We start from the raw sequence: 19,914 nt of genomic DNA, 5'->3' as shown, positions 1-19,914 counted from the left end.
TTAGAAAATAAGCTAAAATAATAAACCCCAATAGATTTTAGGATCTATTGGGGTTTTCAATTTATTGGGATAAAACTTTGTAGCTTTTAAGGGTTAAACTTTATCTTTTTTATAAACTCTCTCTTGTCCGTTATGATAAATTCTTTTTATCGCTGTTAAAGATTTTTTCTCGAAAACAATTTTTATACGATATTCATCTGTTCCATCAACCAGAAATAAATCTTTTTCAATTGGAGTCAATAAAAGAGTAACGATATTATTCCATCTGTAATATAAATTATCCCCTTCATAAACCAATTCAGATTTTCCATATTTGCCTTGATATGATTTTAAAACAGCATTATCAACATGTAATGGTTTTTGTCTGTTTTTAATAACCGGAATAAACCAGTTAAGATTATTTAATGAATCTTTATTTTTTAAGGCTAAATTTTTCAAAGCTAATAAATGAGACGTATTTATGGCTTCTTCGCTCTTACATAAAACATCCGGCATAACGCCTTTTCCTTCAAAATCCAGATTCGTAACCGGATCTTTGACTTCGCCAAAAGGTATATTTACAGAAAAACCATTTGATATTCCTACCCGGTTTATTGGGTGCGCTCCACCAGCCGTTTTTTCGCCCACAATCGTAACACGTTTTAAATTTTGAAGCGAATAACTCATCCATTCTGCAGCAGAAAATGTAACGGAACTTGTTAGAATATAGATATCTATATCGGCCAGACGTTTACCGGGAACAGACGGAAGCAGCCACATTTCTCTTTCAATTTTTTTTCTGTTTTTCTCGTAATAATAATATTTATAAAGCGGTAATTCTTTATTCGAATAAAAATAACTGCTAATAAACTGCCCCATTTCCATTGCCCCGCCATTATTTTTACGCAAATCAATAATCAGTGCATCTGTATTATTTAAAAACTGCATCACAGAAGCGGCTGTTTCGCTCCCAATTGCAGGATCTTCAAAATAATCAAATGCTAAATAGCCAATATTTCCCTCTAAAATACGTACTTGCTGAAATCCGAAATTCCTGTTTTTTGCCTCAATTAATTCTGCTGCTTTAATTTTTTCCTGTGCCTTTTTATCTTCATTTTTTTGCAGAGGATCAGTCCATTCCGGATCATACATTACTCTAAAATGTAAATCTTTGCTAACCTCTAAAAGGTCCATAGTAAGTTTTGAGGCAAATTCATTTGGCGTTACACTGTTTTTATAAACTCCTGCATTAAAATTCTCTTTCAATTTTTTCTGAATACTTTCAATTGCATTCGGTCTAATGTAAAATTCTTCGAGTTCTTTACCCAGCGAATCGATAACTTGTTTTTTACTTAACTCCGTAAAATCAGGTTCTTTTTGTGCGTATACACCAATTGATAATAGCAGTAATATCACATTTATAAGTTGCTTCATCTTTATTATTTTTTACAATTTGAAATTATTTTATGCAGTAATTTGTCCAGTAATTCAATTTCGTCGAATGATAAACCGTCAAGAGCAGTTTTACGGTTTAGGTTAAAAACAGGCGTTAGTAAAACAATTGTTTCCCTGCCTTTTTCTGTAATTACAAGCTTTGATTTTCTTTTATCAACTTCATTTGCTTCTCTTATCAAATAATCTTTTTTGACCATTAATTCGATAATTCTTGTAATGGAAGCATTATCCTTAAAAATTAATCTGGCTATTTCAATTTGAGAAATTTTTTCGTTTTCATTTAAAATAATTAACACCAAACATTGATCAACCGTAATATCACTTACGACCTTCTCAATGTTTTTTTGGCAAACTTTCCTATATTCTTTTATAGCCTGTTCTATGGTATAAAGAACCGTTCCTGTTGGATTTTTCTGCTTCATTTTAAATAAGTTATATTTAAATTTATTTGATATATCAAATATATATAATTATTTGATATATCAAATAAAATATTTCACACGATAATCCTGCTTCAACTCTCAGGAAATAACAATTTTATATTTATTTGAAACAAAAGAGTTATCCCAAGAAGAATACTTTTCATTTTTGCGGGTTATATTTGTAGTTAGCTATCCCAATAAATACCACACAAATTATGAGAAAAAGTCTAATGCTGCTTTTATTAGTAATTCCTTTCATTAGCAGTAAAATAACCGCCCAAAGTAAAAGCCAAAAACCCAATATCGTTATTATCAATATGGATGATATGGGTTATGGAGATACTGAACCTTACGGAATGACGGGAATCCCAACTCCGCACTTTAATCAGGTGGCGCAGGAAGGAATGCGCTTGACTAATTTTAACTCGGCTCAGGCTATTTGTACGGCATCGAGAGCGGCGTTATTGACAGGATGTTATCCAAACCGAATTGGAATGTCGGGTGTACTGCTTCCGGGAGCAAAACATGCCCTTAATCCAAAAGAAGAAACGATAGCTTCACTTTTGAAAAAATCAGGGTATAGAACCGCTAATTACGGAAAATGGCATTTAGGAAATAATTTACCGTACTGGCCTACAAATTATGGTTTTGACGAGTTTTTCGGGATTCCGTATTCTCATGATGTATGGCCAATTGATTACGACGGATATTCATTGGTAACCGATCCTCAAGATCTGCGTTCTACCTTTCCTCCTCTTCCATTAATCAGCAATACGACTGTTATAGATACTATTAGAAACATAAAAGAGGCATCTAAATTAACTACAGTTTTTACCGAAAAAGCAGTGGGTTTTATCAAAAAAAATAAAAAACAGCCGTTCTTTTTATATCTCACACATCCGCTGCCGCACGCGCCTTTGGCTGTTTCAGATAAATTTAAAGGCAAAAGTGATTTAGGTTTATTTGGAGATGTTATTATGGAAATTGACTGGTCTATTGGCGAAATATTAAAAACTTTAGATCAAGAAGGACTTACCAAAAATACGGTTGTAATTGTAACCAGCGATAATGGTCCGTGGCTCTTTTTTGGTGACAACGCAGGATCATCTGGTGGTTTTAGAGAAGGAAAATCAACCACTTGGGAAGGCGGAACCAGAGTTCCATTTTTGATTCGCTGGCCCGGAAAAATAGAAGCCGGAACTGTAAACGGATCGCTTATAACGAATATGGATCTTTTACCAACAATTGCCGACATAACCAAATCTGCTTTGCCTGAAAATAAAATCGACGGTCTGGATTTTCTTTCTTTACTGACAGGAAAAACGAATAAAGGTCCCAGAGATACTTTCTATTATTATTTTGGTGTAGGAAGCAATAATCTTGAAGCGATTCGTTACAAACACTGGAAATTGGTTTTCCCGCACAAAAGCACATCATACAATAAAAATTTAACCGGAAAAGGCGGTTTACGAGGCAAAGGCGCTGTGGTTGAAGTTCCGCTTGCGTTATATGATCTGGCGCATGATCCGGGTGAAGTTCGTGATGTTCAGGAATTATATCCTGAAATTGTAGCAGAGATTCAAAAAATAGCCGAAACCGCCAGAGAAGATCTTGGCGATGATTTGACTAATAAAGTCGGAAAGAACGTTAGGAAACCTGCGATTGTTGAATAAGTTTTTGTGAAATCTTATAAGTGAAATCTCTCGCAAAGTCGCAGAGTCGCAAAGTTTTTTCTCATTTTATGTCATTTCGACTGAAAGGAGACTCGAGCGATAGCGAATAGGCGAAGCAAATAGCACTAGAAACTCGACAAAGATTGGCGATTCTCTTTGTAAATTTACGAGTGCGATTTCTCCTTTCAGTCGAAATGAAAAACAATACGTTTTAGAATATAAAAATCAATTGCCTCCAGCTTTAACTGGAGGTTTTTATTTCAATAGCAAAAAGGCTTCAGCCGAACTAGTAAAGTTTGGCTAAAGCCCTTTTCTTTGCCTGTATTTTTACATCCAGCTAAAGCTGGACGCTATTGAATATTTTTCTTTAAGCAAAAACTTTGCGACTCTGCGACTTTGCGAGATTAAAAAAATAGTGCCTTCGCGTCTTCGTGGCAAAACATTAAGAACTTAGCTTGCTATTTGAATCTTTTTGCAGCTAAATTTTTACGGTAATTTTTTCAACAATTTTTGTTCGTAATATTCAGAAAAAATAGCAGTAAAAAAAGGATTTTGTAATGTACAACTAAACATATTTTCAGTAGTTTTATGATCTGATACCCCCAAATCAATTAAGTAAAGAATGGCTTACAACAACAACGAATTACTTCGGTTTTTAGATGCACAAAATAAATTGTATCTAACTGCTCTTGATGAAATTAAGAAAGGTAAAAAGGAATCTCCGTGGATGTGGTGTATTTTTCCGCAGATAAAAGGAATGGGTTCTACTGATACATCAAAATTCTACGAAATTAAAAATGCCGATGAAGCAATCGCTTTTCTTGAGCATCCAATTTTAGGAAAACACCTTATAGAAATAACAGAAGAATTAGTCAAAAAAGACGAACTCGAAGCTGTAGATATATTTGGTACGCCAGATGTTGAAAATTTGCAATCCTGTATGACGCTTTTTGCAAGTATTCAAAATACAGAACCGGTTTTTCAGGAAGTTTTGCATAAATACTTCGACGGATCTTCTGATTTTCATACACTGCAACTACTATACAGTAATTTGTAAAATCAATAAATTCAGGCGGTTTACTGGTATTTCATTAAAAATATAATGTTGCATTAGTGTATTTCTAAATTAAGATATTTATATTTGCAACACTGTTGCGTTTATTTGTTTCATAATGAAACGGTTAGATATTCAGCAGAAATACCACCGAATGAAAAAGAAAATCGTAGTTGTAAATTTACTGATGTCTTTTGCAGTATTGTTCGCCATGCTGTTTCAGACGGTTCACTCCTACGAGCATATTTTAAGGCAGGCTTCAGAAAAACACTGTGAGCATAAAACTACCGCCGGACAAAAGCAAATAACGCACAGCCATTCGGTCGATGCCAATTGTCATATTTGCCATTTTGCCTTTAGTACCTTTATTCCGAATTCTTTTCAGGCCTTATCATTTCATAAAATAACGGTTGAAACCTCTTATAAATTCTTTTATTCGAAGGTTTATACAGCATTTTTTAAAGGCAGTCTCTTTGCACTGCGCGCGCCTCCCGCATTCATTTAATTTACTACACTTCATCTTTAAATAAAACAGCTTTTTACCTTCAATAAAATGGGTAAAAGGAAATACTGTTTTACAACTGTTTTGGTTCCTTTATTGGAACTCAAATCAGCAAATCAGCCTTTTAATTCTTGTAGTAAATCACCACTTCTCAAAATTAGACAATCACAATCAAGCCTTACTAATTAGGTAAAAGCCTGAGGTTTCTATATCTGCTTAAAATCAATTTACCAAATACATAAAAACTATGCTTACAGCAAAAAATCTCACCAAAAAATATGGTGATCATACCGCTTTGAATTCTTTAAACTTAACCATAAACGAAGGCGAAATCTTTGCGCTTTTAGGACAAAACGGCGCAGGAAAAACCACTACAATCAATCTTTTTTTAGGTTTTATCGAACCAACATCGGGAGAATTGGAAATCAATAACATTTCGGTTACTCAAAACAATCAGGAAACAAAAAAACACGTTTCTTACATTCCCGAAACTGTAATGCTGTATCCCAATTTAACGGGTTTAGAAAACTTAAAATTCTTTTCGTCACTGGCAGGATTCAAATATTCTGCGGGAGAATTAACTTATTTCCTTAATAAAGCCGGTTTACAGGCAGCAGCGCACGATCAAAACTTAGACGGATATTCTAAAGGAATGCGCCAAAAAGTGGGAATTGCAATTGCGATTGCCAAAAAAGCTAAAGTGCTTTTATTAGATGAACCTACGAGCGGTTTAGATCCCAAAGCTTCTAACGAATTTTCGCAGATTTTAAAAGAACTTTCTGCCGACGGAACAGCAATTTTAATGGCAACGCATGACATTTTCAGAGCCAGAGAAGTTGCTTCGCACATTGGCATTATGAAGCAGGGAAATTTAGTCACGGTAATCGAAGCCGATAAAATCTCAGCAAACGAACTCGAAGACTTGTATTTACAAACCGTTTAAAGGAAAAGATATTTCCAATCAAAGTATAAAATGAAACCTATAATTCTCTTTTTATTTTTAATAATTGCCACACATTCCATACAATCGCAGACTAATAAAAAAAACACAGACAGTATTGTTCAGGATTCTGTTAAAATGGCCAGAACCGAATTACAAACCGTTGAAATCGTGGGGCGTTCGACAAAAAAGTACACCAGCGATTATTCATTTGCCGCTACAAAAACTGCAGCTTTAAACAAAGATATTCCGCAGTCTATCTCAACCATAACCAAAGAACTTATTACAGATAAAGGTGCTTTTTATCTCGCCGATGCCGTAAAAATGGCAAGTGGTGTGATTCCGGCAAGTTATTACAATCAATACACGATTCGAGGCATCAGCCAAAATGAAGAAGGTCAGATTATCAACGGAATGCGAACTCGCCAGTATTATTTTTTACAGCCTTTAACGAGTAATATTGAGCGAGTTGAAGTGATTAAAGGTCCGTCGAGTGCGACATTTTCATCTGTAGATCCGGGCGGAAGCATCAATATGGTAACAAAAAAACCTTTGACAGTTGACCGAAAAGAAATCAGTATGAGCGTGGGCAGTTTCAGCACTTTACGCGGAACGCTTGATTTTACAGGCCCTTTAAACGAATCAAAAACACTTTTGTATCGTGTAAATGGTGCTTATCAACAGGCAAAATCGTTTCGTGATTTAGTGAATAATAAATCGTTTTTGATTTCGCCTTCCTTCAGTTATATCCCAAATGAAAAAACGGCCATTAATACCGAATTGATTTTGAGCGATATGAATGGAAATCTTGACAGAGGCCAGCCCATTTTTGGTGCCGTTGCCGGAAAAACAAGTTTAAATAAAACGCCAATCAGTTTAAATCTGGGAGCTCCGAGTGATTTTTTTAAGTCGAAAGAAATGATTTTGATGACCAATTTTGCCCATAAATTCAGTTCTAAAATTGTTTTTAATGCATCATACATGAAACAAATCTGGACAGAAGATCTTCAGGAACACAGAACTACAAATGCATTTGCGGTCGATATCAACAATCAGCCTGTAACAAGTCTGGCAATGATGCAGTTTGTGCAGCGTCAGCAAAATTGGGATATTGACAATCTGAATGCTTTTTTAAACTTCGATTTCAAAACCGGAAAACTCAATCATAAATTACTAACGGGTTACGATTTAAGCAGCTGGAATAAAAATAAAGGCGGCGGGCAAAACGCAGCCAGAGGTTATTTATTAAAAGACGGAACAGTTGCGAGTTCTTTTGTTTTAGCTAATGCCTCAAATTACCAAACCATTACAGTTGACGGCGTTGTATTGCCAAAACCAAATGTCGAATATTTCAACTTAAACAATCCAATTTATAAAATTACAAGTCCGGAAGATTATACGCTGAATGTACGAACAGCTTTGCCATCTGCATTAACTACTACAAATGCAATTTATATTCAGGATCAGATTCAATGGGAAAAATTTACTTTTTTATTGGGTTTGCGAAACGAGTGGTTTGAGGATATTACGAATTACGAAACCAGCAACGAATTAAAAGTCAAAAAAACAGCTTTGCTGCCAAGAGTTGGAATTACTTATGCGGTAAATAATGCGATAAATGTCTACACAACCTATCTCGAAGGGTATCAGCCGCAATCGAATACGGTTACTTTAATGCCCCAAACGGGTTCATTGCCAGCCGGAAGTTTGTTTGATCCGCTTAAAAGTGATTTGAAAGAAGTGGGAATAAAAACAACTTTTTTAGATAACTCAATGAGTTTTAACGCGGCCATTTATGAAATCAGACAGCGCAATATTTTAATGAATGCAAATGATCCTGCAAATCCTGATTTATTGGTTACAAGAGGCGCAGAACGAAGCCGTGGTTTTGAATGCGATTTAGCAGGTTATATTACGCCCGACTGGCAGATAAATGCTTCCTACAGTTATATCGATGCCGAAATTATCAAGGACAATAATCCGGCTTTAATTGGTGCCAGAAAACAAAACACGCCAAAAAACAGCGCGAATTTATGGACGAGATACAACTTTGCTTCAGATTCTGCTTTGCAGGATTTAGGAATTGGTCTTGGAATGCAGTATCAAAGCTCTAAAGTGCCTTGGTTTACAAGAGATTTTACACTTCCTGATTTTACGATTTTTGACGCTGCTTTATTTTACAAACCAAGCAAAAGTAATGTGCAGATTGCTGTTAATGCCGGCAATTTATTAAACAAAACGTATTGGCTTGGCGCGCAGAATTACTTACGATTATTTCCCGGAAGTCCACGAAACGTAAGCCTTACCGTAACTTATAAATTTTAATTCGTTGAGTTGAAAAATATTTAAACACATAGAAACATAGATTTTTTTTCTAAAGAAGATAATTGAAAGAAACTAGTTTCTAACACAATAGCTATGTGAATTTATGCAAGTGAAACGCCTTTTTTTAAATCACCTAAAAACTATGTTTCTATGTGTTTAAACAAATTACACTCAACAGGTAAATTTTAATTAATTATGAAATTATTAGATAAAGAAATCATTATAGCCAGGCATTTAAAAAATGCTGTTTTTAAAAATTCGGCGATTTATATTATTACACTTTTTATTGGTGCGCTGCTTTTATTTGCAGCTTTTTCGGGTTGGGATAATTACAAAAGCCAAAACGAAACCAGCGAAAAATATCAGCATGAATCACGCGAAGACTGGCTAAAAAATCCGGATAAAAACCCGCATAGAATGGCACATTACGGGAATTTTGCTTTTAGAAAAAGTACTTCTTTAAGTGTTTTTGAATTTGGGATGGAACCGTTTTTCGGAAATGCTATTTTCCTCGAAGCACACAAACAAAACACGGCCAATTTCTCTGAAGCCGGATTCTCAAACAGTATGCTTCGTTTTGGCGAAATCAGTATTGCGATGGTTTTGCAGGTTTTACTGCCTTTACTGATCTTTTTTGTTGGCTTTAATTCAGTCGCTTACGAAAGGGAAAACGGAACTTTAAAAATTCTTTTAAGTCAGGGAATTAATTGGAAACAGTTTTTGTTTGGTAAAATCCTTGGAATTGCAAGCGTTGTTATGCTGCTTTTTGTTCCAACCATTATTGTATTGGTTTTGATTTGGTTACTGCTTCAAAGCTTTAGCATTTCGGCAGATGAAACGATAAAAATGCTATTGTTTGTTGGGTTTCATTTTATTTATCTGATGTTCTTTTGTGTCGTTGCCGTTTTGGTTTCGGCGTCAAGCAAAACTTCAAAAAAAGCGTTGGTTTCTTTAATTGGAATCTGGCTGATTTTGACCATTATTCTGCCAAGAACAACACAGGCAATTGGAGCGTATTTATATGAAGCACCTTCGAAAATCCGTTTTAACAGCGATATTGAAAAAGACATCCTGAAACAAGGTGACAGTCATAATCCGAATGATGTGCATTATAAAGCCATAAAAGATTCTTTGTTACGTGTTTACAAAGTCGATTCGGTACAAAAACTTCCTTTTAATTATTCCGGATTTATTATGACCGAAGGCGAAAGAATCAGTTCAAATATTTATAATAAACATTTAGAAGATCTTCTAAAAATTTACGAAAAACAAAATAGTTTTTCTAAAGCTGTTTCATTCGTAAATCCATACATCGCCATGAAAAACTTATCGATGGGATTATCCAATACAGATTATGATTCGTACATCGATTTTCAGCAGCAAGCGGAAAATTACCGCTACAATATGGCGCAGAAAATGAATGCGTTACAAATAAAATACATCAGCAATAAAAAACCCGGTCCAAAGGATAAACCTTTAACAATTGACAAAAGACATTGGTCTATTATTGAAGAATTTCATTATGAACCAAAACCAGTTTGGGAAGTCTTAAAGTCCGAAATCACTGCTGTCATCTCCATATTGCTATGGATAATCCTGCTGTTTGTTTTGATCAAAATTGCTGCTAAAAACCTAAAAGCCATTTAATATGTTAGTTCTCTTATTTAAAAATTTCATCCGCTCAAAAGGTACCAAAATTGGCTTACTTTTTTTATTAATCATTGGCTTTATAAGCCTTTTAATTGGCCGTCAGTTTCAGAAAAAACAGCAAAATAATATAGATGAAGCTGCCATTTACCAAAAAGAACATATGGCCAGAAACGCCGCTTTTCATAAAGACGAAATTGGACTTCTGCTATATTACATTAAGTTTTCATTGGTCAATAACACTTTACCAATTAGCAGTTTAGCAATCGGGCAGCGTGATGTAAATCCATCGATTCAAAGTGTGACGATTCGGGGTTTGGAAGCTCAGAAATACGATTCTGAACTCAATAATCCAAGTAATCTTTTATCTGGAAATATCGATTTTAGTTTTGTGCTTTTGTATTTGTTTCCACTTTTAATTATTGCTTTTTCGTATAATATTATTTCCGAAGAAAAAGAATCAGGAACCTGGAAAATTGTGGCAACACAAAGTCCGAATACCTTTTTATATATTTTAAAACTGTTTTATATTCGTATTTTAAGTTTAATTGGTCTTTTGTCTTTTATACTTTTAATTGCAGTTTTTCTTCTGGAAATTCCGATTGACAAAGCGTTTATCCTATTTTACGGAATCGCAGTTTTATATATTTTATTTTGGTTTGCGGTTTGCTTTTTTATTGTTTCTCTTCAAAAGAATTCGAACTTCAATGCTGTTATTTTATTAACGATCTGGTTATTTCTGATTATCATTCTTCCTGCCGGAATCAACACCTATATTATCAATAAATACAAAGTTCCCGAAGCGTTAGAATTAACGCTTACGCAGCGAAATGCCTATCACGAAAAATGGGATATGGATAAACAGCAAACGCTAAATAAATTCTATAAACATTATCCGCAGTTTAAACATTACACTTTACCGGAAAGTGAATTCAGCTGGCTTTGGTATTATGCCATGCAGCAAATGGGCGATGATGAATCTGCCATACAATCAAAAGAATTAGAGTCAAAATTAGAACAGCGAAATAATGCCAGTGAATGGATTGCGCAGTTTATTCCAACATTGCATACTCAGATTCAATTGAATGAAATTGCAAAATCAGACTTGAGAAACCAGCTTTTATTTCTAAAAGAAACCAATCAATTTCATGAAAAACTAAGACTGCATTTTTATCCGAAGATATTTGATAATGCGGCGGTTAATCAACAAAAATGGGAGAATTTTAAAGTGCAAACGTTTAATGATAAATCAGAAACAAGTTATGTAAAAGCGTTTTTGCCATTACTGCTTTTCAATTTAGTGTTGATTGGTGTTGGATGCAGGAATTTTAAACGCTAAGTTTTTTATAGCACTGAGTTTTTTTTAACGCAAAGAGCGCAAAGGTTTACGCAAAGGGCGCTAAGATTAATAAAGAAAAAGTCTTTTTGCAAAGTTCACAAAGCTATATGTATACTCATAGCTTTGTGAACTTCGAGTTTTAAAAAACTCTCTTATACAAAATCTTTGTGCTCTTTGCGTAAACCTTTGCGCTCTTTGCGTTAAAAATCTACCGAGACCTTTGCGGACTTTGCTTTAAAAAACTGCATTTCAATAAAAAACCTTTGCGAACTTTGCGAAAAAACTTTGCGGACTTTGCGTTAAAATTTTATGTTCCTAGCGGCAAAAAATAACAAAAAAATATTTTCATTTTTTAAAGAAAGATATTAGTATTTTATTACTTTTAGCGAAAATTTAGAAATAAAACTGTTAAATATAAGCCTCAAATTATAATTAATGAAAAAACTACTTTTAATAAGTATATTAGTTCTTGCTGTTTTTTATGCCTTTAGAGAAATCGTTTATAAACCCTATATGTGGAAAAAAGCGATGAACACCCCAGAGCATCGATTGCAAATGGGAAGTTTCCTTTTTAGCAAGCAAACAGGTTCAAATGGAAGCCAAAGTTCACAATTCAATTATCTTATTTTTAAAGTAGTCGAAATAAACGGCGATTATGTTCGCCTTTCTCCTATTCGGCAATTATCTGAAAAAGGAAAACTTAAATCTTCCGATTTTTCCTTTACAAGAGAAACTTACCGCAGTTTAAAACTGAATATTAAAAAGCTTACGATAACAGCAATTCCGCGCAACGATTTATATAAAGAAGGTCCAACTTATACCGTAAACAATTATTTGTTAAACAAATATCCTTCCTTAAAAAAATCCCGTTATTATTACGAAGAGTTTTCAGAATCTAAAAAAAATATCCATTCGCCAGCTGAGTATTTTACACTGGTTTATTCTAAAGAAAAAATTATAGAAAAAAGAAAACTGATTCCATGGATTATCAATAACAGCGATAAACCGGAATTAGCGAAAAGCTTATCTCAAAAAGTAAGTTTGATTCTAAATTGATTTTTACCTCTTATTTCTAACGCAAAGTGCACTAAGTTTTTTCGCAAAGTTCGCTAAGCTTAAAAGAAAGAAAAGTTTTTTTCAAAGTTCACAAAGCTTTACGTTTAGCTTTGTGAACTTAGAGTTTATAAAACTCTCTCAAAAACTTCGTGAACTTTGCGAAAAAACTTAACGTACTTTGCGTTAAATCTTTTTAGTCTTTTAGCAAAAACCTTAGCGTCCTTTGGTTAAAAAACACATAACTTTTATCAAAACAACAATACTCTTTTTCTATATTTCTATTGAAGCATAAAATAGTCTCCTGATAAAACTAGAATTCTGATTTTCTAAATTTGTTTGAAACAGAAAAGAAGCTTTTTCTTTTTATAAAAAATATCATCATGAAATTAGAACACATCCAGATCCAAACCAGCAATATAAAAGAGACTGCCGCATTTTATCAAGATATTCTAGGTCTTTCGATTATAGAAAATGATTCAGAATATATTACGATTAAAACCGGAAACTCTATTTTAAAATTCATTGAAAATCCACAATTTAAATCCATTTATCATTTCGCTTTCAACATCCCGACAAACAAACTTGATGATGCTATTCAATGGTGTAAAGGCAAAGTAAATTTAATTACTATTGAAGATCAAAATGTTACTCATTTTGAAAACTGGAATGCTCATGCTGTATATTTCTATGATAATAATGGTAATTTATTAGAGTTTATTGCCCGTCATGATCTCAATAATGCCCAAACGGAAGAATTTAGTTCTAAATCTATTTTGAATATAAGCGAGATTGGAATTGTCAATGAAAACCCTTTGGAATTAGGAAATAAATTAATCGCAGAACATGGCTTAAGCTTTTTCTCTAAAAACAATAACACTGAAGTTTTTACAGCAATTGGCGATGATGAAGGTTTATTGATTTTAGTAAGACCAAATCGAAATTGGTATCCGACACAAACACCTTCTGAGAGTAATAAAACAGAAATTGTTTTAGAGAACAATGAAAATATAATTGAATTGAAGTTTTAATACTCAAATGCAATATATTTACCAAGTGTTTTAAATTTCATAAAATGCTAAAAAGTATATATATCACTCTGAGCTTAAAATGAAAAAACTATTTCAGCGAATCATCTTATTACTGCTTTTAACAAGCAATTTTACAAACGCGCAATCACAAGATTTAACTTTACAAAAGTTAATCGACAATCAACTTATTAACCAAGAAGATGTTAGCGATTTTGAACTAAAACAACTCGACTTTAAGATGGAAAATAAAACTTCCTACTTATATGGATTGTTTCAGTGTGAATTTAAAAAACTACATGGTCACTTTTATTTTCAAGTTATAACTGATATGGTTGCGATTGAAGATGAACAACTTACTGAAGGAGAACAAAAAAAAGAAAATATCGAACTTAGCGATTATCTTTTCAAACTGAAAAAATGTGATCTAATTAATGAAAAGCAATTTAGCTATTTTCAACAGCAAATAAATAATAATTCGTATAGTTATAAAATACAATTTTTAAAAGATATTACAAATAAGACCTTAAATGCAGATCACTTAGAAAGGCTTAAAAAATTTGCAAATTTTCTTAAAGAATACAAAATAGCAGATACAAAATATGAAAGTCTTATTGCTGCGATAGATCAGGAAAAGATAAAAGAACATGCTGACTTACTTTTGTATTGTGAAAGATCTATAACTATTGACACAAAGGATGATACAAATGAACCAAAAGAGTATTTAGAGGCTATTTATAAAAAAACAGCTTCTTTATCCCCAGAATTAAACTTTACTGATTTTGAGCTTAAAATAGTTCCTGATACCGATAAATTTTATGATTTTATTGTATCGTTAAAATCAGGTGGAAAAATTTACAAACAGAAAAGTTCTTATCGAGTTCGCAAATCGTCAAAAGATGATTTTTCAATAAATAAAATAAATTGTAAAGACTATTATCAAATTTTCAATAAAATTTTGAATGATCAGCATTCTCCGTATAGACTTCATGAAATTAAATTTAATGTAGATGAAACTTACCCGGAAGTTCTTGGTATAATGATGTTGACAAAAGAACAAGAAAAAGCACTGAAGATACACGAAACTTATATCATACCAAGTCAGGAAGATTACAAAAAGAAGTTTACAACTTCGCAAATCGACAAAGTAATAGAAGAGTATTCAAACATTGGGTTATTTTCATATCTAAGTGCTGCTCAAATCAATCTGGGAAAAGAAAATGTTGCAGAGCAGGAAAACAATAATTATATAGAAATTCTTTCTGCTTTTCCAAACATCATATATTCAATTCCTAATAGCCTTCCAAATTTTAAAGATTCGTATGCTGAATTAACAAAAGAATACTCAAAGATTTCTCATAATCAATTCAATCCAACCAATATTTCAAACATTTTTGACAAAAAAACTAAAAAGTCAACGTTAAAATTTAAAGTCGGAAATAAATCTTATACTAAAGTTCTTAGGATAAGCGATTATTTTATTGATTTATACTTTTTTGAATTTATAGAACTTGTTGCAGCTGAAAATAAGCTCAACGGGAAATTTTACGATTTACATACCGGAGGAGAAGGCTCAAAAGTTATCTTTCTCACAAAAAAACAATATGATTATATCAGAGCAAATAAGCTTTTATTATTTTTAGATCAAGAACCTGAATATGACGAATAAATTTTATTAAAAATGATTTGTTCTTTTAAAAACTATATCGTAATATTGCTATATTAAAATTTAAAATAAAATGGGAGCTACTAAAACAGAACATTTTACAGATAAACAAAACCAAATTGCTACCATAGCAAAAGCTTTGGGACATCCGGCGAGGATTGCTATTATTGAATATCTTTTGAAAGTAAATGAATGTATTTGCGGTGATATTGTAAACGAACTTCCACTTGCCCAGCCTACTGTTTCGCAGCATTTAAAAGAATTAAAAAATGCCGGACTTATAAAAGGTAATATAGAAGGAAATGCTATTTGCTATTGCATAGATGAAAATACTTTTGATATTTTAAAAGCTTATTTCTCTAATATTATTGCTGTTACAAAAGAGCAGAAATGCTGTTAAACCTTTTTTTGTAAATCTATATCGCAATATTGCATTATAACTATAAAATAAAAAAACAATGAAACTATCAGACATTAAAAACATTCTTCCAAATTTGGAAAATGTTGTATTTCAATTAGAAAACGGAGCTTTTGTTCCTGAACATTTTCATGTAACTGAAGTTGGAACTACCAATAAAAAATTTATTGACTGCGGCGGCGTAATTCGCGACGAAAGTGCCGTTAATTTTCAGTTGTGGAATGCAAATGATTTTGAACACAGATTGAAACCAAGCAAACTTCTGAATATCATTAAATTATCAGAAGAAAAATTAAATATTCAAGATTTTGAAATTGAAGTTGAATATCAAAATGAAACCATCGGGAGATATGATTTAGAATTTAACGGAACTCATTTTATTCTAAAAAACAAAACTACGGCTTGTCTGGCGCAAGAAGCATGCGGCGTTCCTGCATCAAAAGAAAAAATAGGGTTGACTGAACTTTACAAAAGCGAAGCCAATAGCTGTTCTCCAAATTCGGGCTGCTGCTAAATGAAACAGAAAATAATTAAATACAAGAAACCTATTATCATTACAACATCTGTAATTGTGCTGCAGCTTATTTTTGGCTTTGAGCCAAAATTCTGCATCATCAATATCATTTGGTTATTAGTTTAAATTATGACAAAAAACATTTTAGTACTCTGCACAGGAAACAGCTGCAGAAGTCAAATTGCCGAAGGTTATTTAAAATACTTTTTAGACGATAAAGCCAGCATTTACAGCGCCGGAATAGAAACGCACGGAGTTAATCCAAGAGCAATTATAACGATGAAAGAAGATGGAATTGACATTTCTAATCATACTTCAAATCATGTTGATGAATACCAAAATATAGATTTTGATTTTGTAATTACAGTTTGTGATAATGCAAAAGAGCGCTGCCCGTTCTTTCCGTCAAAAGCTCATAAAATACATCAAAACTTTAATGATCCGGCTAAAGCAACCGGAACTGAAGAAGAAATTTTACAGGAGTTTAGAACCGTAAGACAAACTATAAAAGAGTTTTGTGAACAGTTTGCAAAAGATAATTTCTAATATTAATCAAAATAACAAAGCTCGTTTCTATTATGAAATGGGCTTTTATTTTATATTTCTTTCTCGACTTCATCTAAAAACTCACTTAAAGTTTGCAAATCCAACTTATCAATTTTTTCTATACCGTTCAAACCTTCTATTATCAAATAAAAAACTATTCTATTCTTTCTGCTTCATTTTTGTTTGGATAATCTTCATAATCTTTTAGAACTGCAATTCAGCATACATACCAATTTGCTTATAATACTTTTCGATTTCTTTATTTAATTTGGTGTAAATCATTTTAAAACCTATTTTATTAAAGGCAATTCATTTATTAAACTTTTCCATTTTTCAGTTTTTAAATATCTAGGAAGTATCCTAATTTTTTGAAGGTTTTTTAATCCATATAAAGATTTTAGATCAACACTTTCATCTTCTATTTTTACCGCCAATCTGAGATACTTTAATTGAGTTAATGATTTTAATGGACTTATGCTTTTTACAGCTTTTCCGGTACCATTCATCTTTCCATGCTCGATATCTAGTTCTTTTAAATTGATTAAAGTAGAAATTGGAGTTAAGTCATATAAATTATTCATTCCATAAATATAAAGGGTTTTTAAATTCTTCATATTTTTTAAGAAATCTAGATTTTGAATTTTTGTGACATTTGCAAGTATCAAAACCTCTACTGAATTTAAAGAATCTAAATTCGGAATTTCGTCCTGCTTGTTTGAACTTATTTGTAGATATTTTAAATTTGGTAATGCTGAAAAAACTGAAATACGTTCTTTATCAATGTCATTGACATAAATAGCTTCAATTTTTTCATTTACAATCAAAGAAGAAAAATTTGTATACGCTTTTTTAAATTTTTTAAGTGGGGTTGATAAGCTCAGAACTCGTGTATTATTATCTACTTTTGATAAATCATAGATTCCAGAAACATTTCCTTCTAAAACTCCTAAATGAGCTATTGCTCCACATGGTGCTTTTTCTTCTAATAAATAATTATCCCAATTCATAAATTATTAAATATATTTTCAGTTACAAAATCTCTCTATATAAAACAATTAGAATGTTCTATATCAGTTATTAATATATCAAAATAAGGCAGAATTTCATCAAACTAAAACCTCATCTTCTGAATGCGAACCGCATTTAAAATCGCCAACAACGCTACACCAACATCGGCAAAAACCGCTTCCCACATTGTGGCAAGTCCGCCTGCGCCGAGAATAAGTACAAAAGCTTTTACAACGAAAGCTAAACCAATATTCTGCCAGACAATTTTTTTGGTTTGTTTCCCAATATTAATTGCCATCGCAATTTTACTTGGTTTATCGTCCTGAATTACAACGTCGGCGGTTTCGATTGCGGCATCGCTTCCTAAACCTCCCATCGCAATTCCTACGGTACTTAATGCAATTACCGGAGCATCGTTTACGCCATCGCCAACAAAAGCTACCGTTTCGTTTTTGGCTTTGATTTCGTTTACTTTATTGACCTTATCTTCCGGAAGTAAATCTCCAAAAGCATTTTTTATTCCGAGTTTATCGGCAACAAACTGAACCACATTTGTTTTGTCTCCGCTTAACATCGTAACTTTTACACCTAATGTTTTTAGTTTTGAAACTGTTTCCTGGGCATCTGCTTTAATTTCATCGGCAATGGTTAAATAACCTGCAAACTTATTATCGTAAGCAATGGCGATTGTTGTATAAACTACTGAACTTGGATCAATATCATAAGAAATATTGAACTTATCCAGTAATTTGAAATTCCCAACATGCAGTTCTTTTCCGTTTACTTCAGCTTTTAATCCGTGTCCGGAAATTTCTTCGACGCTTTTTAGTTCTATTGAAGAATCAATTACACCAACATGATTATGAATCGCCGTTGCTACGGGATGTGTACTATTACCTTCTAAAACATTAACTAGCTTCAGGATTTCTTCTTTATCAAAATCAGGTTTTATAATGACTTCCTGCACTTTAAAAACACCTTCGGTCATAGTTCCGGTTTTGTCCATCACCACATTTTGAATCTTCGAAATACTGTCAAGATAATTACTTCCTTTAAATAGAATTCCGTTTTTACTCGCAGCCCCAATTCCGCCAAAATAACCAAGCGGAATACTGATAACCAAAGCACACGGACAAGAAATAACCAGAAAAACCAAAGCTCTGTACAACCAGTCGCTAAACACATAATTATCGACAAAAAGCATTGGCAGTAAACAAATTGCAATTGCTAAATACACTACAATTGGTGTATAAATTTTGGCAAACTTGCGGATAAACAATTCGGCAGGCGCTTTTTTTGTTGTCGCATTTTGCACTAATTCGAGTATTTTCGAAAGTTTACTATCGTTGTAAGCCGTTGTCACTTTTACCTGTGCAATTGTATTTCCGTTGATCATTCCGGCTAAAACCGTATCGCCTTTCTTTTTAGTGTCGGGTTTACTTTCTCCCGTTAAAGCTGCGGTATTAAACGAAGCCGAATCTGATAATAATTCGCCGTCTAAACCTAGTTTTTCACCTGCTTTAAGCTGAATGATATCGCCTATTTTAGCCTCTTTGGCATTTATTTTTACTGCAATATTATTTTCTAAAATATTAACCTCATCCGGTCGCTGATCCAGTAAACTTTTAATATTAGATTTTGCTTTACTGACCGCCATTCCCTGAAATGTTTCTCCAATGGTATAAAACAACATAACGGCAACACCTTCGGGATATTCTCCAATTGCAAAAGCTCCAATAGTGGCAATACACATTAGGAAAAACTCCGAAAAAACATCGCCTTTTACAATGCTTTCATAAGCTTCTCGCAAAACCGGAAGTCCAACCGGAAGATAAGCAATGACATACCAGGCGATTCGAACATATCCTGAAAACCAGTTTTGAGGGAAATAATAATCGAAAACAATTCCTATAAGCAATAAAGCAAGAGATATAATAGATGGCAGGAATAATTTAAACAAACTGCCTTCGGCTCCATGTTCGTGATCGTGGCCGTGGTCATGTCCGTCATTATCTGAATGTACAGGTTCGTCGTGTGAACAACAGCAGGATGGTTTGGTTTTATTTTTAGTATTTTTTATTTCTTTATCTTGATGTATCATGGAGGAAAAGTTTCAAGTTTTATTTGTTTAAAGTTACAAGTTCAAACTTTGTCTAAATAATGCTCTAAATTTACAGCTTTGTGGTAAATGTTCCTAAGCAAAGTTTGTTTTTTAATCTCGCAAAGTCGCAGAGTCGCAAAGTTTTTTATTGGAGAATTAAGCGTACTATTTGTCATTTCGACGAAGGAGAAATCTTCGCGAGTAACTCCGTAGTGAGAATCCAATCTTTGTCGAGCTTCTTGCG

Annotated in this window: 19 protein-coding genes; 14 read left to right on the top strand and 5 right to left on the bottom strand. The window is 33.0% G+C overall.

What is annotated here, in order from left to right; genetic code table 11:
• Positions 1–93: 93 nt before the first annotated feature.
• Positions 94–1,413 carry a S41 family peptidase gene (locus APR43_RS00090; RefSeq protein WP_053470319.1) on the bottom strand — a complete coding sequence of 440 codons (1,320 nt, stop codon included), beginning with the start codon at positions 1,411–1,413 and terminating at the stop codon, positions 94–96.
• A 5-nt stretch (positions 1,414–1,418) separates the two neighbouring features.
• Complete coding sequence (locus APR43_RS00085; protein WP_053470318.1) at positions 1,419–1,856, bottom strand: MarR family winged helix-turn-helix transcriptional regulator; 438 nt, start codon at positions 1,854–1,856, stop codon at positions 1,419–1,421.
• A 215-nt stretch (positions 1,857–2,071) separates the two neighbouring features.
• On the opposite strand from APR43_RS00085, the gene APR43_RS00080 reads away from it, so the two are divergent.
• The 14 genes from APR43_RS00080 (at position 2,072) to APR43_RS00020 (ending at position 16,561) form a co-directional block, all read left to right on the top strand.
• Positions 2,072–3,529, top strand: a complete 1,458-nt coding sequence (locus tag APR43_RS00080; protein WP_053470317.1) for a sulfatase — start codon at positions 2,072–2,074, stop codon at positions 3,527–3,529.
• A gap of 622 nt (positions 3,530–4,151) precedes the next feature.
• Positions 4,152–4,586 (top strand): DUF1810 domain-containing protein, encoded by a 435-nt coding sequence (locus APR43_RS00075; RefSeq protein ID WP_053470316.1) that lies wholly within the window; start codon positions 4,152–4,154, stop codon positions 4,584–4,586.
• A gap of 151 nt (positions 4,587–4,737) precedes the next feature.
• A complete protein-coding gene (locus tag APR43_RS00070) occupies positions 4,738–5,088 on the top strand; it encodes a hypothetical protein (RefSeq protein WP_053470501.1) in 351 nt (116 codons plus the stop codon).
• A gap of 244 nt (positions 5,089–5,332) precedes the next feature.
• Complete coding sequence (locus tag APR43_RS00065) at positions 5,333–6,028, top strand: ABC transporter ATP-binding protein (protein WP_053470315.1); 696 nt, start codon at positions 5,333–5,335, stop codon at positions 6,026–6,028.
• Between the two features lie 30 nt (positions 6,029–6,058).
• Complete coding sequence (locus APR43_RS00060; RefSeq protein ID WP_053470314.1) at positions 6,059–8,350, top strand: TonB-dependent siderophore receptor; 2,292 nt, start codon at positions 6,059–6,061, stop codon at positions 8,348–8,350.
• Positions 8,351–8,545: 195 nt separating this feature from the next.
• Positions 8,546–9,997 carry an ABC transporter permease gene (locus APR43_RS00055; RefSeq protein WP_053470313.1) on the top strand — a complete coding sequence of 484 codons (1,452 nt, stop codon included), beginning with the start codon at positions 8,546–8,548 and terminating at the stop codon, positions 9,995–9,997.
• Between the two features lies 1 nt (position 9,998).
• A complete protein-coding gene (locus APR43_RS00050) occupies positions 9,999–11,336 on the top strand; it encodes a DUF3526 domain-containing protein (protein WP_053470312.1) in 1,338 nt (445 codons plus the stop codon).
• A 435-nt stretch (positions 11,337–11,771) separates the two neighbouring features.
• Positions 11,772–12,392 carry a hypothetical protein gene (locus APR43_RS00045; RefSeq protein ID WP_123959084.1) on the top strand — a complete coding sequence of 207 codons (621 nt, stop codon included), beginning with the start codon at positions 11,772–11,774 and terminating at the stop codon, positions 12,390–12,392.
• A gap of 380 nt (positions 12,393–12,772) precedes the next feature.
• Complete coding sequence (locus APR43_RS00040; RefSeq protein WP_053470310.1) at positions 12,773–13,420, top strand: VOC family protein; 648 nt, start codon at positions 12,773–12,775, stop codon at positions 13,418–13,420.
• A 79-nt stretch (positions 13,421–13,499) separates the two neighbouring features.
• Complete coding sequence (locus APR43_RS00035) at positions 13,500–15,086, top strand: hypothetical protein (RefSeq protein ID WP_053470309.1); 1,587 nt, start codon at positions 13,500–13,502, stop codon at positions 15,084–15,086.
• Between the two features lie 70 nt (positions 15,087–15,156).
• Complete coding sequence (locus tag APR43_RS00030) at positions 15,157–15,483, top strand: ArsR/SmtB family transcription factor (protein ID WP_053470308.1); 327 nt, start codon at positions 15,157–15,159, stop codon at positions 15,481–15,483.
• Between the two features lie 58 nt (positions 15,484–15,541).
• A complete protein-coding gene (locus tag APR43_RS00025) occupies positions 15,542–16,015 on the top strand; it encodes a DUF6428 family protein (protein ID WP_053470307.1) in 474 nt (157 codons plus the stop codon).
• Complete coding sequence (locus tag APR43_RS24725; RefSeq protein WP_256379778.1) at positions 16,016–16,141, top strand: hypothetical protein; 126 nt, start codon at positions 16,016–16,018, stop codon at positions 16,139–16,141.
• 3 nt (positions 16,142–16,144) lie between these two features.
• Positions 16,145–16,561 carry an arsenate reductase ArsC gene (locus tag APR43_RS00020; protein ID WP_053470306.1) on the top strand — a complete coding sequence of 139 codons (417 nt, stop codon included), beginning with the start codon at positions 16,145–16,147 and terminating at the stop codon, positions 16,559–16,561.
• Positions 16,562–16,851: 290 nt separating this feature from the next.
• Here APR43_RS00020 and APR43_RS00015 read toward each other — a convergent pair whose 3' ends face one another.
• The 3 genes from APR43_RS00015 to APR43_RS24605 form a co-directional block, all read right to left on the bottom strand.
• Complete coding sequence (locus tag APR43_RS00015; RefSeq protein ID WP_053470305.1) at positions 16,852–17,568, bottom strand: leucine-rich repeat domain-containing protein; 717 nt, start codon at positions 17,566–17,568, stop codon at positions 16,852–16,854.
• Between the two features lie 104 nt (positions 17,569–17,672).
• The gene (locus APR43_RS00010) at positions 17,673–19,670 is read right to left on the bottom strand and encodes a heavy metal translocating P-type ATPase (protein WP_053470304.1); all 1,998 of its coding nucleotides are present in this window, start codon (positions 19,668–19,670) and stop codon (positions 17,673–17,675) included.
• A gap of 41 nt (positions 19,671–19,711) precedes the next feature.
• A partial coding sequence (locus APR43_RS24605) for a hypothetical protein (protein ID WP_205720316.1) occupies positions 19,712–19,914 on the bottom strand: 203 nt, incomplete at its 5' end.

Source organism: Flavobacterium sp. NLM, from assembly GCF_002210235.1.
Taxonomy (GTDB): Bacteria; Bacteroidota; Bacteroidia; order Flavobacteriales; family Flavobacteriaceae; genus Flavobacterium; species Flavobacterium panici.
This window is presented reverse-complemented; position numbering and strand designations above follow the sequence as displayed.